This window comes from Glutamicibacter sp. MOO4, from assembly GCF_056934395.1.
The window spans coordinates 2015542-2029631 of record NZ_CM167800.1; the positions used below are offsets into that span (position 1 = coordinate 2015542).

The following is a 14090-nucleotide window of genomic DNA, read 5'->3' on the forward strand; positions in this document are numbered from 1 at the left end:
CCCCTCTCGGGCATTATTTGTCGTTACCAGCTGGCGCCGGGATGCTTACGTGCAAGTACCTGCATCTCGGCCAGCACGTAGCCAAGATGCTCAGAGTGCTCACCTCGTCGTCCATAGACCATGGCTTGGCCGGTGGAAGGAATCTGCAGACCCGCGTCGGTTAGAACTGCCGTGATCTCTTCTTGCCATGCGTCGCGAAGCGTCGAGGGCAACACCGCGATACCTTCTAGGCGTTGGTGTACCGCTTCATCGCGGAACATTTCATCAACGTAGGGCCAGAGAATATCCAGAGCGTGACGCATTTTTTCGGCCGACTCTTCGGTTCCCTGTCCCAACCGGATGGTCCACTGAATGGCGTGGTCGCGGTGGTAATCCACTTCTTTGACAGCCTTGGCTGCGATAGCTGCTAAAGTTTCGTCAGCTGAGCTGACCAGCTTTTGATAGAGCAGGTGCTGGAAGATGGAGACGATCAGCTGTCGCATGATGGTGACACCAAAGTGCCCGTTGGGTTGCTCAACGATCCATAGCGAAGTGAATTCTTCTTCCTCACGCCAGTACGCCAAATCATCTTCACTCTTGTCCCAGGCCAGTCCGGCGTAGGTCAAAAATGAGCGGGCGTGACCGAGGATATCTAGGGCAATGTTGCCCAGGGCTACGTCTTCTTCTAGCTCAGGGGCCCTCGAAATCCAGTGGGCAAGTCGCTGAGCCAAGATCAGCGAGTCATCACCCAAGGTCAGTGCGTACTGTGCCACTTCATCGCTGGGAGCTACACCGTCTACGGCAATGTCTTCCGGACGAAGTGCGTTTCCCGGGGTGACTCGGGTGGCCGAAGCCAGTGCGTCGCCGAAGCTGTCCAGTGCAGCATCCAATTCTTCGTGCTTCACAGATGCTTCACTCCTTCACTGGCCTTGTAGTACGTGGCATGTCGATAGTCTTTGCCCTGCGGAGATTCAAAGAAGGAATCTTTCTCATCCGGATCAGAACTAATGATGTCGCTGGATTTCACTACCCAGAGGGAAACGCCTTCATTGCGTCGGGTGTATAGATCTCGTGCGTTACGCACGGCCATCTGCGCGTCAGGGGCATGTAAGGATCCTGCGTGCACGTGCGAGAGTCCGCGGGAGGAACGGACAAATACTTCCCACAGGGGCCAGTTGTTCTGTTGGCTCATGTTAGGCGACCTCACTTTGTGCTTGTTTTGCGGCGTAGGCTGTTGCGGCTTCGCGGACCCAGGCGCCTTCTCGGTGTGCTTCGCGGCGACGTTCGAGTCGTTGGGAGTTGGCTGGACCGTTGCCTTTGATGACGTTCATGAATTCATCCCAGTTCAGATCCTTATGAATCCACTGCTTTTTGACTTCGTCATAGTGCAGTTCTGGATCTGGAAGGGTCATGCCAAGGACCTTGACCTGCTCGGCGATCATGCCGACAAAGCGCTGGCGCAACTCATCATTTGAGAATCGTTTGATGTTCCAGGCCATGGACTGCTGGGAGTTAGGTGACTGGTCATCGGGTGGGCCGAACATCATCAGCGATGGCTCATAGAAGCGGTTGATGGCATCTTGAGCCATTTTCTTTTGAGCTTCGGTGCCGCGCGAGAGTGCCAGCAGGATCTCAAATCCTTGGCGCTGGTGGAAGGACTCTTCCTTGCAGATACGCACCATCGCACGTCCATAAGGACCATAGGATGCACGGCATAGTGGGACTTGGTTGGCGATGGCTGCTCCGTCGACTAGCCAGCCGATAGCACCCATGTCCGCCCATGAACGTGCTGGGTAGTTGAAGATCGAGGAGTACTTGGCGCGACCGGTCAAGAGCTGATCGTTGAGCTCGTCGCGGCTGGTGCCTAGGGTCTCGGCAGCCGAGTAGAGGTACAGTCCGTGCCCGGCTTCATCCTGAACCTTAGCCATCAAGATGGACTTGCGCTTCAGCGACGGAGCACGAGTAATCCAGTTAGCTTCAGGCTGCATGCCAATGATTTCTGAGTGGGCATGCTGGGAGACCTGTCGAGTCAAAGTTTTGCGGTAAGGCTCAGGCATCCAGTCACGTGGTTCAACGCGAGCGTCCCGATCAATCAACGCATCAAAGCGAGCTTGTGATTGTTCTTCTTCGTAGCTCGGGACAGCACTGAGTCCCGGTTCCTGCGGCGCACTCGGGGCCATGGGTTCACCTCTTCGAAAACAAATTACATACTGACCGTTCGTTCAGTATGTCAGAGTGCTCTCGGTCACGTCAACAAAAGCTCCGCAGGTACAACAAAACCCCAAGGATCACTCCTTGGGGTTTTGTTTGAAGCTACAAATCTAGGCGTTGACCGCGGCACGCTTTCCGCGCTTAGGGCCAAACAGCAAGTGATCAATGGCCCAGCGACCTGGTCCCATCAAGGCCAGCGCGACGGCGCCGGCAGCCAGGGCCAGCACGAGCTCATAACCACCATTGGCAACAAAAACGCCGTTCTGTGCGTGAGTTAGAGCCAACGCGCCGATCATATCCAGCACCAACAGTGCGCCGAAAATTCGGGTTGCAATGCCCAAGATCAGGGCGATGCCTCCCACCAGTTCCAAGGTTGCTACCACTGGGGCAACCAAGCTTGCGGCAGGAACGCCCATCTGAGCGAAGTTGGCGGTGGTGCCATCAATGGTGAACTGGGAGAACTTTTGCCAACCGTGGGCGGCAAATAGGAATCCGATAACAAGGCGCAAAATGGCCTGCGCAGCGACAAGTAGGCGGGGATTATTTTCCAGATTGTTCATGATCTAGCGCCTCAGAAACGTCAGCCGGTCAGGGGTCTCCCTGCTCGATTTCCCGTTCAACACTATTCGGATCAAGTTGAAGCTTCAAGCACTTAGATGTTTTACTCCGGTTACCTTCATCACGAAAAAAGCCGCGTTCCCCACCCGAGCGTGATGCTGGGGCAGGAAGCGCGGCCCTTATCCGTTGGCTTTAGAACTTCGTACTAGAGCACCTTCGAAAGGAAGTCACGAGTACGTTCCTGCTGCGGATTACCAAAGAGTTGCTCTGGCTCACCCTGCTCACAAACCACACCGTCAGCCATGAAGATCACTCGGTCACCCACCTCGCGGGCGAAGCCCATCTCGTGGGTTACCAAGACCATGGTCATGCCCGAGTCAGCCAACTCCTTAATAACCTGGAGCACCTCGCCGACCATCTCAGGGTCAAGAGCACTGGTGGCCTCGTCAAAGAGCATGATTCCTGGAGCCATGGCCAGCGCACGAGCAATAGCTACACGCTGCTTCTGTCCACCTGACAGGGATGCCGGACGAGCGTTGGCCTTGTCCTTGAGCCCTACACGTTCCAGAAGTTCCAGCGCACGTTCGCGTGCCTGGGCCTTGTCCATCTTCTTCAGCTCCACTGGAGCAAGCATGATGTTCTCGGCGACGGTCATGTGCGGGAAGAGGTTAAAGTGCTGGAACACCATGCCCACATGACGGCGAACCTCATTGATATCCACCTTTGGATCGGTGACATCAAAACCGTCAACAATCACCTTGCCAGAAGTAATCTCTTCCAGCTTGTTCAGGCAACGCAGCAGTGTGGACTTACCGGAACCCGAAGGCCCGATGACACACACCACTTCACCTTCACGAATATCAAGATCAATGCCCTTAAGAACATTGTTTGAACCGAAAGACTTATGCAGGTCTTGGACCTGGATTTTCATCTGGGAGCTCTGCTCGGTTACGGCGCTCACTTGTTGAACCTCCGATCGGCGTAGTTAGCCAACTTTGTCAGGGCCATGATGGCGATGAAGTAAATGACACCCACGATGAGCAGGGTTTCGGTCACGCGGAAGTTCGCTGCGTAAATCTGCTGACCTTGGTAGAGCAGTTCGCCAAAGCCAATAGCCAACAGCAACGAGGAGTCTTTCAGGCTGATGATCAACTGGTTGATCAACGATGGAGTCATCATCTTGAAAGCCTGAGGAACAACAACCTTCTGCATCGACTTGCCGTAGCCCAGACCCAAGGAGCGAGAAGCTTCAAGCTGGCCTGGATCCACCGACTGGATACCACCGCGAACGATTTCAGCAACATAGGCGCCAGCGTTCAGCGACAAGGTCAGCACACCTGCGGTCCAGACTGAGACTTCCCAACCGGTCAGCTGTGGCAGACCGAAGTAGAACATGAAGGCCCAGAGCAGCAGCGGGGTTCCGCGGAAGATATTGACGAAGGTCGAGGCAATCCCGCGAAGCACGATGTTGCCCGAGAGCTTCAAGAAGCCGAAGAACAGACCAAGCACCATGGCAATGGCGAAGGAGATCGCGGTGACCAACAGGGTGTGCCACAAACCGGACATCAAGGCCGGGAAGGACTTGGCCACTAGATCAAAGAAATTATCCGGAGTCGAAGCGCTGGGATCAGAAAGGTACTTGTCCAGAATCTTCTGGTACTCGCCGTTGGCCTTTAGCTCTGCAAGACCATCGTTGAAGGCTGCCAACAGGGCGGTGTTCTCACCCTTATTAACTGCGAAACCGTAGGAGCCACCGGGCACCTTGTCGGTCACGGTCTTCAGACCGTTACCCTGAGCAATGCCGTAGGCCAGCACCGGGTAGTCATCAAATACCGCTACAGCGGAACCTGACTTCACCGATTCATACATGGTCGCGGACTGGTCTAGGGACTTGACCGTAAACCCATATTTTTTAGCGATGGACTTGGCGTAGGTTTCACCCTCAGAACCAGTCTTGGCGACAACGGTTTTGCCCTTGAGGTCCTCATAAGTCTTGACGTCGTCTTTGTTCTTGGCGACAGCCATCTGTACACCGGACTCAAAATATGGCTCCGAGAAGTCATAGATTTCTTTACGTTCATCGGTGATCGACATACCTGCGATGACGCCATCCACCTGATTTGATGAAAGGGCAGCCAAAGCGGCACTGAAGCCAAGGGACCTGACTTCAACCTTAAATCCTTGGTCATCAGCAATTTGCTGCAAGATGTCCATATCGATACCAGTCAGTTCGCCATCCTGACGGAATTCAAAGGGGGCGAAGGTGGTGTCGGTACCAATGACGTATGTTTGACCGTCAACTTTTTCGTTGCCTTGGGCCATGGCCGAAGGCGCACCAACAACCAACGCCATCAAACCGATGGCTGCCGCGGCAATCCATCGTTGCAGGCGCCCGTGCCGGGCAACTCTCTGTTTCTTTTCCACTGATGATCGCTTTCTCAAACTAAAGGGCGAGTGGCCCGAGCTGCAGACATGATCCTATTCCTGCAAGCCTAGGCGCATTAGAGTCTAGCCGGAAGCATTGGCGCCTATTGTGCTCAGAGATCCAAACCCGGCAACGATCTTCTGTCCGCGCTGAGCATAGCCAGTGCCCACAAGTGGTGCGCGTGAGATTGAATAGGGGTATGACTGATGCATCGTTGAATAACACTCCTCCGGTCGCGGCCAAGCGCCCTACCACCCGCAGCTTCCATGGTGATGATTTCATCGATAACTACGAGTGGCTCAGGGAGAAGACCAGCCCTGAAGTGATCAACCATCTCAAGGCTGAAAACGACTACACCGACGCAGTCACCGCCGCCCAGCAGCCACTGCGCGATGACCTGTTTAACGAGATCAAGGCACGCACCGTAGAAACCGACTTGTCTGTACCGGTTCGCCGCCGCGGTTGGTGGTACTTCACCCGCTCAGCCGAGGGCAAGCCTTACACCGTGCAGTGCCGCGTTAAGGCCACCGATACTTCGGATGCAGTAGCCGACTGGACTCCCCCAGTAATTGATGCAGAACAGAGCTTGCCGGCCGAAGAAGTCTTGCTTGACGGCAATGCCCTAGCTGAAGGTCAACCCTTCTTCTCCCTCGGTGGCATGGCGCTGAATGAAGAAGGGAATCTGCTGGCCTACTGCGTTGATAATGCAGGAGATGAACGCTTCACCCTTTACATCAAGGACCTCAAGACCGGTCAGCTCTTGCCGGACGTTATCGAAGGCGTCTTTTACGGCTTAGCTTTCTCCCCGGATTCCTCCACCGTTTTCTACACGGTGGTTGATGAAACGTGGCGTCCTAACCAGATTCGCGCACACCGTTTAGGCACCGATGCAGCCGAAGACCAGCTGATCTTTGAAGAAAACGACCCGGGCATGTGGCTTGGCTTTGATCTGAGCCCAGACCGCAAAGTCCTGATGATTTCCAGCGGCAACTCTGAGTACTCGGAAACCAGCATGCTGGATCTGACCGACAGCAACGCCACTGTCACCTTGCTGGTCCCCCGTGATCTGGGCTTGTTACACGGTATCGACTTGATGCCAGCCGCCGGCCAAGCACTGATCACCCACGACTACCAGGCACCGAACAATATGGTGTCTTTGGCAAACATTGATCAGCTTGGTAAAGACACGTCTCCAGAGCAGTGGCAGAGCGTTGTTGCTCATGAGGACACGGTGAAGATTGAAGGTACGATCCTCACCGGTTCCCACGTGATCCTCTCGGTACGTCGTGACACCTGCGAACGCGTGCAGCTTCTGGCCCTGGAAGGGTTGGGAACCGCGGCGCAAGCAGCACCGATCGAACCTGAATTTGAAGACGAGTTGTTCACCGCCTCCCCGACTTTTGCTGAACTTGATGCACCGCTGATCCGCATCAGTTACACCGCTGACTTCACCCCTGCCCGGGTTTACGACCTGTGGCTAGAAGATCAGAGCCTGGTTCTACGCAAGCAGACGCCGGTCAATGACTATGCCCCGAGCAAGTATGTCTCCACTCGGGATTGGGCTACCGCCGCTGACGGAACCAAGATTCCTTTGACCGTCATGCGTCGTGCCGATCTGGATACCTCCGTACCGCAGCCGGTGCTGATCTACGGGTACGGCTCCTATGAGGCTTCCATGGACCCAGGCTTTGGCATACCGCGGTTGAGCGTTTTGGATCGCGGAGTCATCTTTGTGATAGTTCACGTGCGTGGCGGTGGCGAGTTGGGTCGCGATTGGTACTTGAAGGGCAAGAAGCTACACAAGAAGAACACCTTCACGGACTTTGTTGATTCAACTAAGCACGTCATCGATTCTGGCCTTGCTGACCCGCAGCGCATTGTTGCCCTAGGCGGCTCCGCCGGTGGACTTCTTATGGGTGCTATCGCCAATATGGCTCCGCAGCTGTACACCGCGATCATTGCTCAGGTGCCATTTGTTGACGCACTGACATCAATCCTTGATCCAGACCTTCCACTCTCCGCCTTGGAGTGGGAAGAGTGGGGTAATCCGATTGAAAGCAAAGAAGTCTATGACTACATGAAGTCGTATTCTCCGTATGAAAACGTCACTGCTCAGGCCTACCCAAAGATTGCCGCGGTTACTTCGCTGAACGACACCCGTGTGCTGTACGTTGAGCCAGCGAAGTGGGTTGCCAAGCTTCGTGAAGTCGGCACCGGTGAGGCACCGATCGTGCTGAAAACCGAGATGGACGGTGGCCATGGCGGCGCCTCGGGCCGATACGAGTCATGGAAGTCTCGCGCCTGGGATTACGCCTTTGCCTTAGATTCCTTGGGTTGCACCAAACTAATCTGATCATGAAGCAAGTAGCGGCCATGCGCCACATCAGCATCACCGACTACCGCGATGACTCTGCGGTGCGTCGGTTGCTGGTGCTGGCCGCTAGTCCTGCCGATGAACAAGGCCTAGAAGAACTACTGGACGAATGCCAAGCTCTGAATGTTCTTGCCAGTTTCACTCAATCTGGGAACATTTGCGCCTTGGCCGCCTACCGGCATGCTGACAAGTATTCGTTGTGCCTTGAATACCTCGCCGTCTTACCCGAACACCAGCAACAGGGCTTGGCACATGGTTTGCTGAAGGCACTGCGAAAGCGCCACGGCAAAAGCATTTGGGCGACCACCGATAAGGATGCCATCGAGTTTTACGGTGCCATCGGCTGTATGATTTCCAAGTCAGCCGAAGATTGGCGTTGGCCCGGCACCACAAGATATTTGTGCACCTTGCCGTACCCCCCGCTACTGCGATCTCAGCCCGAAGAAGACCCGGGTTATGAGGCGGTTGGTGGCCAACTGACGCGCGGAAACATTCGCATCGAAGAACCCCAAGCTCATTGGGCCAGCGACTTCGCGAACCTCGCTGCCCTTATTTCCTCGGCGTTGGGGCCGCTTGCCTTAGCTGTGGAACATACCGGTTCTACTTCGGTAGTTGGACTGCCAGCCAAGCCGATCATCGATATCACCTTGTTGGTGCCTGATGCCAACGATGAAAGTACGTATGTGGCGGCGTTGCAACAGGCAGGCTTAGTGTTCTGGCACCGGGAACCAGGCTGGTACGCGCACCGCATGTTTAAACCATCGATGGAGTCTGGGCTGTCGGATGCCAACATTCACATCTTTTCCGCAGGCAGTCCTGAATACCTGCGAATGATGATTTTCCGTGAACATCTGCGACACAACAGTGTTGACCGTGATGCCTACGCCGCGGTGAAGAGACAGGCCGCTGCACAGATCGCGGCTACCGATGGTGAAGATGCTCTGGTCATGGACTACAACCGAATCAAGGAACCCTTCATCCTTGATTTACACCGTCGCATTTTCACCGACTAGTTTCCTCTCGCCCTCTGGCGCAATACGGGATACCCAACTGTTCAAAAACTTGACTTAGCTCACATTATGTTATTACCTAATGATCGTTCGGTAAATAAATCGGCGAAGGACAATGATGACCAAAACTCAGGTAGAAGAGCCGTTACCCCACGAGATTCTCCGCAATGATACTGCCGCCCGATGGCTAGGCATTGAAGTCATCGAAGCCAGTGACGGACATGCGGTCATCACCATGGAGCTTCGTGAAGAAATGCTCAATGGCTTTGGCATTGGTCATGGCGGGATGATCTTCACCCTTGCAGACACCGCATTCGCCATGAGCTGCAACGAAGTCGAAGGCTCCGAAGAAACCATCACCGTGGCCTCCGGAGCAGACATCAACTTCCTAAAGCCAGCAGTGCTGGGCAGAAAACTCACTGCCACCGGCAACCGAGTCTCGCAACAAGGACGTAGCGGACTCTACGACATTACGGTCACTCAAGAAACCAGCGACGGTACTAGCGAAGTTATCGCCGAATTCCGCGGACGTTCCCGCACCATACCTAAGCCAAAATCGCGCTAATCCCCCAGTCCATTCCTGACGAAAGTTCTAGCATGTCTGAGACCTCCCGCCGTGTTGAGCTGCCAAACCCGCTTGACGCAGAAGAAACCATGAGCCGTGATGAGATCGAATCGATCCAACTTGCTCGTTTGAAGGACACCCTGCATCTGGCCTACAACAAGGTTCCTCATTACAAGGAAAAGTATGATGCTGCAGGCGTCCATCCCAATGATCTCAAGGAACTGAGCGACCTGTCGCTGTTCCCTTTCACGGAAAAAGAAGATCTGCGAAAGACCTATCCGTTTGGCATGTTCGCCGTCCCACAGCACGAAGTTGCACGTATTCACGCTTCCTCAGGAACCACGGGAAAACCCACCGTTGTTGGATACACCCAGCAGGATTTAGATGACTGGGCCAAGTTGGGCGCAAGGTGCCTTCGCCTATCGGGAGTGAAACCAGGCTGGAAGGTTCACAACGCCTATGGTTACGGACTCTTCACCGGTGGACTGGGCGCGCACGCTGCAGCCGAACGCCTGGGCGCTACCGTTATCCCGATGTCCGGTGGGCAAACCGATAAGCAGATCTCACTGGTCCAAGACTTCGCTCCGGATGCCATCTTGTGCACGCCAACCTACCTGCTGACTATCGGGGACGCGATGCAACGCAAAGGCATTGACCCACGCAGCACTTCGCTCAAGGTTGCTGTGCTCGGCGCAGAACCGTGGACTGAAGAAATGCGTCACGAGCTAGAAGAAATGTTCAATATTGATGCCTGCGATATCTATGGACTTTCCGAAGTCATGGGCCCAGGCGTCGCTGGAGAATCAAATGAACGTAAAGACGGCAGCCACATCTGGGAAGATCACTTCCGTCCGGAAATCATTGATGCCTTTGACCCAACCAAGGTCCTCGGCGACGGCGAGCACGGAGAATTGGTCTTCACTTCTTTGACCAAACAGGCCCTACCGATCATTCGCTATCGCACCCATGACCTCACTCGATTACTGCCAGGTAGCGTTCGTCCCGGACACCGTCGAATGGGTCGAATCACCGGACGCAGTGATGACATGATCATCTTGCGTGGCGTGAACTTGTTCCCCAGCCAGGTTGAAGAATTGATCCTGAAGGTTCCGGGTCTCTCCCCGCACTTCCAACTGATCCTCTCCCGCCCTGATCGCATGGACCAGTTGGCCGTCAAGGTGGAGCGTCGCATGGATACTTCCACCGAGCAGGCCGAGCACGCAGGCAAGGAACTAGCCAAACTGATCAAGATTCACATTGGATCATCGTGTGCCATCGATGTTGTAGAACCTGAATCGCTGGAGCGTTCCATGGGTAAACTCAAGCGCATCTATGACCTACGTAATCAGTAATCCGAGCTGGGACATGGAATAATCGATTCATCATGGACACCACTGACACTGCAAGTCGACCGGCTAAAAGAGGGCGCCCCGGCTACGACCAGGAAACCGTATTGCGCATTGCCGTTGAGGCTTTCAACGAATACGGGTACGACGCGACCTCGATGGGTAAACTCGCCGACCGACTGAGCATTAGCAAGTCCGCGATTTATCACCATGTGCCTTCTAAAGAGGATTTGTTGCGCCTTGCCTTGGATGAAGCACTGATTCCTTTGGAAGCAGTGATCACCGAGGTGCAGTCCCATGAGGGTAGCGCCGATGAACGGCTCGAATTTTTCCTGCGTTCAACGATTCGTATTTTGATTGACAAGCGCCTGTACGTCACCTTGTTGCTTCGCTTGCGTGGCAACACCGAACTTGAACGTCAAGCGTTGGAGCGCCGACGCGCCATGGACCGCCAGTTAGCTGAATTGGTCACAGCTGCGCAGAGCGACGGCAAGCTTCGAGAAGATCTAGATCCACGAAGCACCGCCAGATTACTCTTCGGCATGATCAATTCATTGGTGGATTGGTACCGCGTAGATGGTCCCCTCGAAGCGACGAAGCTTGAAGAACAAGCCATCTCTTTGCTGTTCACCGGTTTGCACACCAAGTCGTAATAGCTAGATTAGCAACTTTGAGGATGCGACCTTCTGCTTACGGGTAGAGGGTCGCATTCTTGTTTCTGCATCATCAGGCACGAGGGTTGTGTTGCATCCAACCCTTACAGGATTCACTGACTCACAGGAATCACGGCTAGCATCTAAGGGGTGCCTTGTGCACCTGCCGTTGCCAATCGATCGAGTGAAGAGCACCGTGGATTCAATCTTACAAACCCTTTTCATGGCTACTGCTGACAGCAATAGTTCCTATGTTCAAATCCTGCTGTCCGCCGCAAGCATGTTGCTAGTTTTCGTCTCTGCAATCTTGCTGGCCCATCGCAACGATCTGGGTTGGTGGACTCTGATTCTTGCCGTTTTTGTCGGCCCACTGATTTCTGCGCTGCAGTTTGACCTTCTTGGACTGATCTACGGTATTCCGCTGTTGCTGCTGCCGATCTTTGGCCTCTGGCGGTTCTCCCAATACAAGCTTCACGGCAAGTTCACCCGTGAAGTAACCCGTACTGGAATCACCATGTGGTCTGCCGTTGGCATGCTTGTTGGCCTGATCTTGTTGGTTGCTTTGCGATTCGGCCCATTCTTGTTCAACTCCACTTTCCTGAGCGCTACGCCGGAAATTTGGGTCATGTACTTCGCCGACGCAGCGATCTTCGCATCCTTCGTGATGATCGCACGAGGCGTTCGTGAGGGTTGGCTGTTGTTGGCCCTTGCGGCCATCGCTGATCTGGTCATTTACTTCATGATCTCCCCAATGCTGGGCATGATCGGCTTGTACGTATTTATCGCCCTGGCCGCCGTGTATGGCTTCTACCTCTGGCGCAACCTGTCCGGTGCTTCAGAGGTTGCTCATGAGGAACTGAGCGAAGAAGAACTTGCACTGCAAAAGGCAAAGCAAGCCACTTTGGATAAGCTGAACGCTGACTCTGAAAAGTAAGTTTTCCGCAAAAAATCCCGCCCATTTTTGGGCGGGATTTTTTTGTTGGAGCTAGTTATGCCAGCTGTCTTTCAGAACCAGTGATCCATCGGCCCCAACAGTGGCGGTGCGGTTGCCTCCGGACTCCCAACTGGTGTTCCCGTTCTGGTCATACTTGATGTACTTGTACTCAAAGGTTGTCCCGGCAGGAAGGTCCACGGTGCCGGTCCAGCTCGGGTAATTTGCCGAGGAGAGCGCCAGCGCCTTGGCCGGGTCCCAATTACCCAGCATCGCCTGGTTGCCGACAATTCGGATATTCTGCCCCAGTGTGGTTTCGGCAGTTACTGCCACACTAACGTCACCGGCTTCTTCGACCGGGTCGGTTCCCCCACCGATTGAGCCATCACCGAGTGCACCCACGTGCAACGCCAGTGCACCGTACGCAGGTATGGTCGCGGTGAACTTGCCGTCAGCTCCTACGGTGATCTTCTGCGAGCAGTCCGCACCGGAGACGACATCGCAGTAGGTCCCGGCAGCTAGCGCGCTAGTGTACTGACGGGTAGTGGCAGCCCCGGTGTTGTTAATGGCGACAAATCCCTTGTTACCTCGTCCGTAGGCGATCTGGTTATTTCCGTCGTCCCACCAGTTGCTTACCGCAGCGTCGCCAACGGCATTGTTGAATCCGACCATTCCAATAATTTCTTCTTGCCGCTGTTCGCAGGTCCATGCCGATGAATCACAGTTGGCGTTGGGCACCGAAGAATCGCTGGCGCCGGGAGCACCGGATTCCTTGTCAGTGAATGAGAAGCCTGAGTACACCGAGGGCGAACCATAAGGCCAAGAAAGCATAAAAACGTTCGCTAGCAGGTATTTGGCTCCCCATTTGTAGTTCATGGTTTCACCATTGCGTTCGGTGTCATGGTTGGTCACGAAGACCCCAGCATTGGCGCCGTTAAGCTTGCCATCACCGATGAAACGCAGGTTGGAAATCTGTGCATCAAAGTCGTTCTTCAGCTGACGGGCATAGTCGAATTCAAATGAGTCGCCGCTACCTAGATATTCGCTTTCCTGGATAGGTTCCCCAGAGGCTCCGATAACTTCATGGACCCAGTAAACACCCGAGTTTTTCATCTTTGATTTGATCGCCTCAAGATCAGAAGCCGGGATGTGCTTTGAGGCGTCAATGCGGAATCCGGAGACACCTAGCGAGACCAGATCATCAAGATAGTCTGCGATGTTCTGCTGAACGTAGCTGCTGGAAGTCTTCAAATCTTGCAGTCCGACTAGCCGGCAATTTTGAACCTGCCAGCGGTCAGCGTAGTTGGAAATGTTGGTGCGGCAATCGTTGAAGTCTTGGGCCGAATACTCTGGGAAGTTGTCTTCCGAGAATGGCGAGCCGGCGGTCCCGGTGCCGGACTGGCCCACACCAGCCATGTGATTGACCACGGCGTCGGCGACTACTTTGACGCCTGCATCGTTACAGCTTTTGACCATGGCCGAGAACTCTTCGCGGTTACCCAGCTTTGAGTCCACCTTGTAGCTCACCGGCTGATAGGAAGTCCACCAGGCTGTTCCGCGAAGGTGCTCAGCGGGTGGTGAAACCTGAACGTACCCGAAGCCTGCTGGTCCGATGCTTGATTTACATTCTTGGGCCACCGAGTTCCAGTTCCACTGGAAGAGGTTAAGAATGACATCCTTCCCGTTGTTTGATGGGGTTGTCGCTTGAGCTGGGGCGGCGAACAATGGGGCAGCCAACAAGGCTAGTGAGGCGGCTAGAGCGGCAGCTGGTTTGGCCGCTCGTGCTCCGATTCTGCGTCTAGTTGGTTTGGCGCGTGATGACAAAAGTCCCACAGAAATGCTCCTTTGATGTGATGATTGGGCAACGATCCGGCGGAACCTGCGCTCCGAATCGACTAGCCACACATCTCCCCATCAATATGTGACCTGAGACACAACTGTAAACGCTTTCTTAGGTCTAACCAAGAAGTAAATTTCTGTAAACAGGTTAAATCAGCGATATTCTCGGCCTAGATTGACGAAAGTTTTTAGCCATGGG

At 54.4% G+C, this 14090-nt stretch carries 13 protein-coding genes; 6 read left to right on the forward strand and 7 right to left on the reverse strand.

Features of this window, described 5'->3' with window-relative positions; translation table 11 throughout:
• Nucleotides 1-23: 23 nt before the first annotated feature.
• The 6 genes from paaC to AC1Z3F_RS09445 form a co-directional block, all read right to left on the reverse strand.
• Nucleotides 24-884, reverse strand: coding sequence for a 1,2-phenylacetyl-CoA epoxidase subunit PaaC (gene paaC, locus AC1Z3F_RS09420; protein ID WP_131088860.1), 861 nt, complete (start codon nucleotides 882-884; stop codon nucleotides 24-26).
• Nucleotides 881-1171 (reverse strand): 1,2-phenylacetyl-CoA epoxidase subunit PaaB, encoded by a 291-nt coding sequence (gene paaB / locus AC1Z3F_RS09425; RefSeq protein WP_131088861.1) that lies wholly within the window; start codon nucleotides 1169-1171, stop codon nucleotides 881-883. Before paaB ends, paaC begins: the two co-directional genes overlap by 4 nt.
• Before the next feature lies 1 nt (nucleotide 1172).
• Complete coding sequence (gene paaA, locus AC1Z3F_RS09430; protein WP_131088862.1) at nucleotides 1173-2159, reverse strand: 1,2-phenylacetyl-CoA epoxidase subunit PaaA; 987 nt, start codon at nucleotides 2157-2159, stop codon at nucleotides 1173-1175.
• Between the two features lie 141 nt (nucleotides 2160-2300).
• Entirely contained in the window at nucleotides 2301-2750 is a 450-nt protein-coding gene (locus AC1Z3F_RS09435) for a DoxX family protein (protein ID WP_483565604.1), read from the reverse strand.
• A gap of 203 nt (nucleotides 2751-2953) precedes the next feature.
• Nucleotides 2954-3679: an amino acid ABC transporter ATP-binding protein gene (locus AC1Z3F_RS09440; protein ID WP_131089808.1), complete on the reverse strand. Its 726-nt coding sequence runs from the start codon at nucleotides 3677-3679 to the stop codon at nucleotides 2954-2956.
• 26 nt (nucleotides 3680-3705) lie between these two features.
• On the reverse strand, nucleotides 3706-5172 hold the full coding sequence (locus AC1Z3F_RS09445; RefSeq protein ID WP_396268538.1) for an amino acid ABC transporter substrate-binding protein/permease: 1467 nt from the start codon (nucleotides 5170-5172) through the stop codon (nucleotides 3706-3708).
• Nucleotides 5173-5372: 200 nt separating this feature from the next.
• Between AC1Z3F_RS09445 and AC1Z3F_RS09450 the strand changes: the two genes are divergently transcribed.
• The 6 genes from AC1Z3F_RS09450 to AC1Z3F_RS09475 all read left to right on the forward strand — a co-directional run bounded on the left by AC1Z3F_RS09450 (nucleotide 5373) and on the right by AC1Z3F_RS09475 (nucleotide 12055).
• Nucleotides 5373-7526, forward strand: coding sequence for a S9 family peptidase (locus AC1Z3F_RS09450; protein WP_483565605.1), 2154 nt, complete (start codon nucleotides 5373-5375; stop codon nucleotides 7524-7526).
• 2 nt (nucleotides 7527-7528) lie between these two features.
• On the forward strand, nucleotides 7529-8560 hold the full coding sequence (locus AC1Z3F_RS09455; protein WP_483565606.1) for a GNAT family N-acetyltransferase: 1032 nt from the start codon (nucleotides 7529-7531) through the stop codon (nucleotides 8558-8560).
• 115 nt (nucleotides 8561-8675) lie between these two features.
• Nucleotides 8676-9122, forward strand: a complete 447-nt coding sequence (gene paaI / locus AC1Z3F_RS09460) for a hydroxyphenylacetyl-CoA thioesterase PaaI (RefSeq protein ID WP_131088866.1) — start codon at nucleotides 8676-8678, stop codon at nucleotides 9120-9122.
• A 32-nt stretch (nucleotides 9123-9154) separates the two neighbouring features.
• Nucleotides 9155-10474 carry a phenylacetate--CoA ligase family protein gene (locus AC1Z3F_RS09465; protein WP_483565607.1) on the forward strand — a complete coding sequence of 440 codons (1320 nt, stop codon included), beginning with the start codon at nucleotides 9155-9157 and terminating at the stop codon, nucleotides 10472-10474.
• A 32-nt stretch (nucleotides 10475-10506) separates the two neighbouring features.
• Nucleotides 10507-11121 carry a TetR/AcrR family transcriptional regulator gene (locus AC1Z3F_RS09470; protein WP_131088868.1) on the forward strand — a complete coding sequence of 205 codons (615 nt, stop codon included), beginning with the start codon at nucleotides 10507-10509 and terminating at the stop codon, nucleotides 11119-11121.
• 223 nt (nucleotides 11122-11344) lie between these two features.
• Entirely contained in the window at nucleotides 11345-12055 is a 711-nt protein-coding gene (locus AC1Z3F_RS09475; protein ID WP_131088869.1) for a nicotinamide mononucleotide transporter, read from the forward strand.
• Between the two features lie 51 nt (nucleotides 12056-12106).
• Here AC1Z3F_RS09475 and AC1Z3F_RS09480 read toward each other — a convergent pair whose 3' ends face one another.
• Nucleotides 12107-13885 (reverse strand): carbohydrate-binding module family 20 domain-containing protein, encoded by a 1779-nt coding sequence (locus AC1Z3F_RS09480; protein WP_242632473.1) that lies wholly within the window; start codon nucleotides 13883-13885, stop codon nucleotides 12107-12109.
• Nucleotides 13886-14090: the final 205 nt, after the last annotated feature.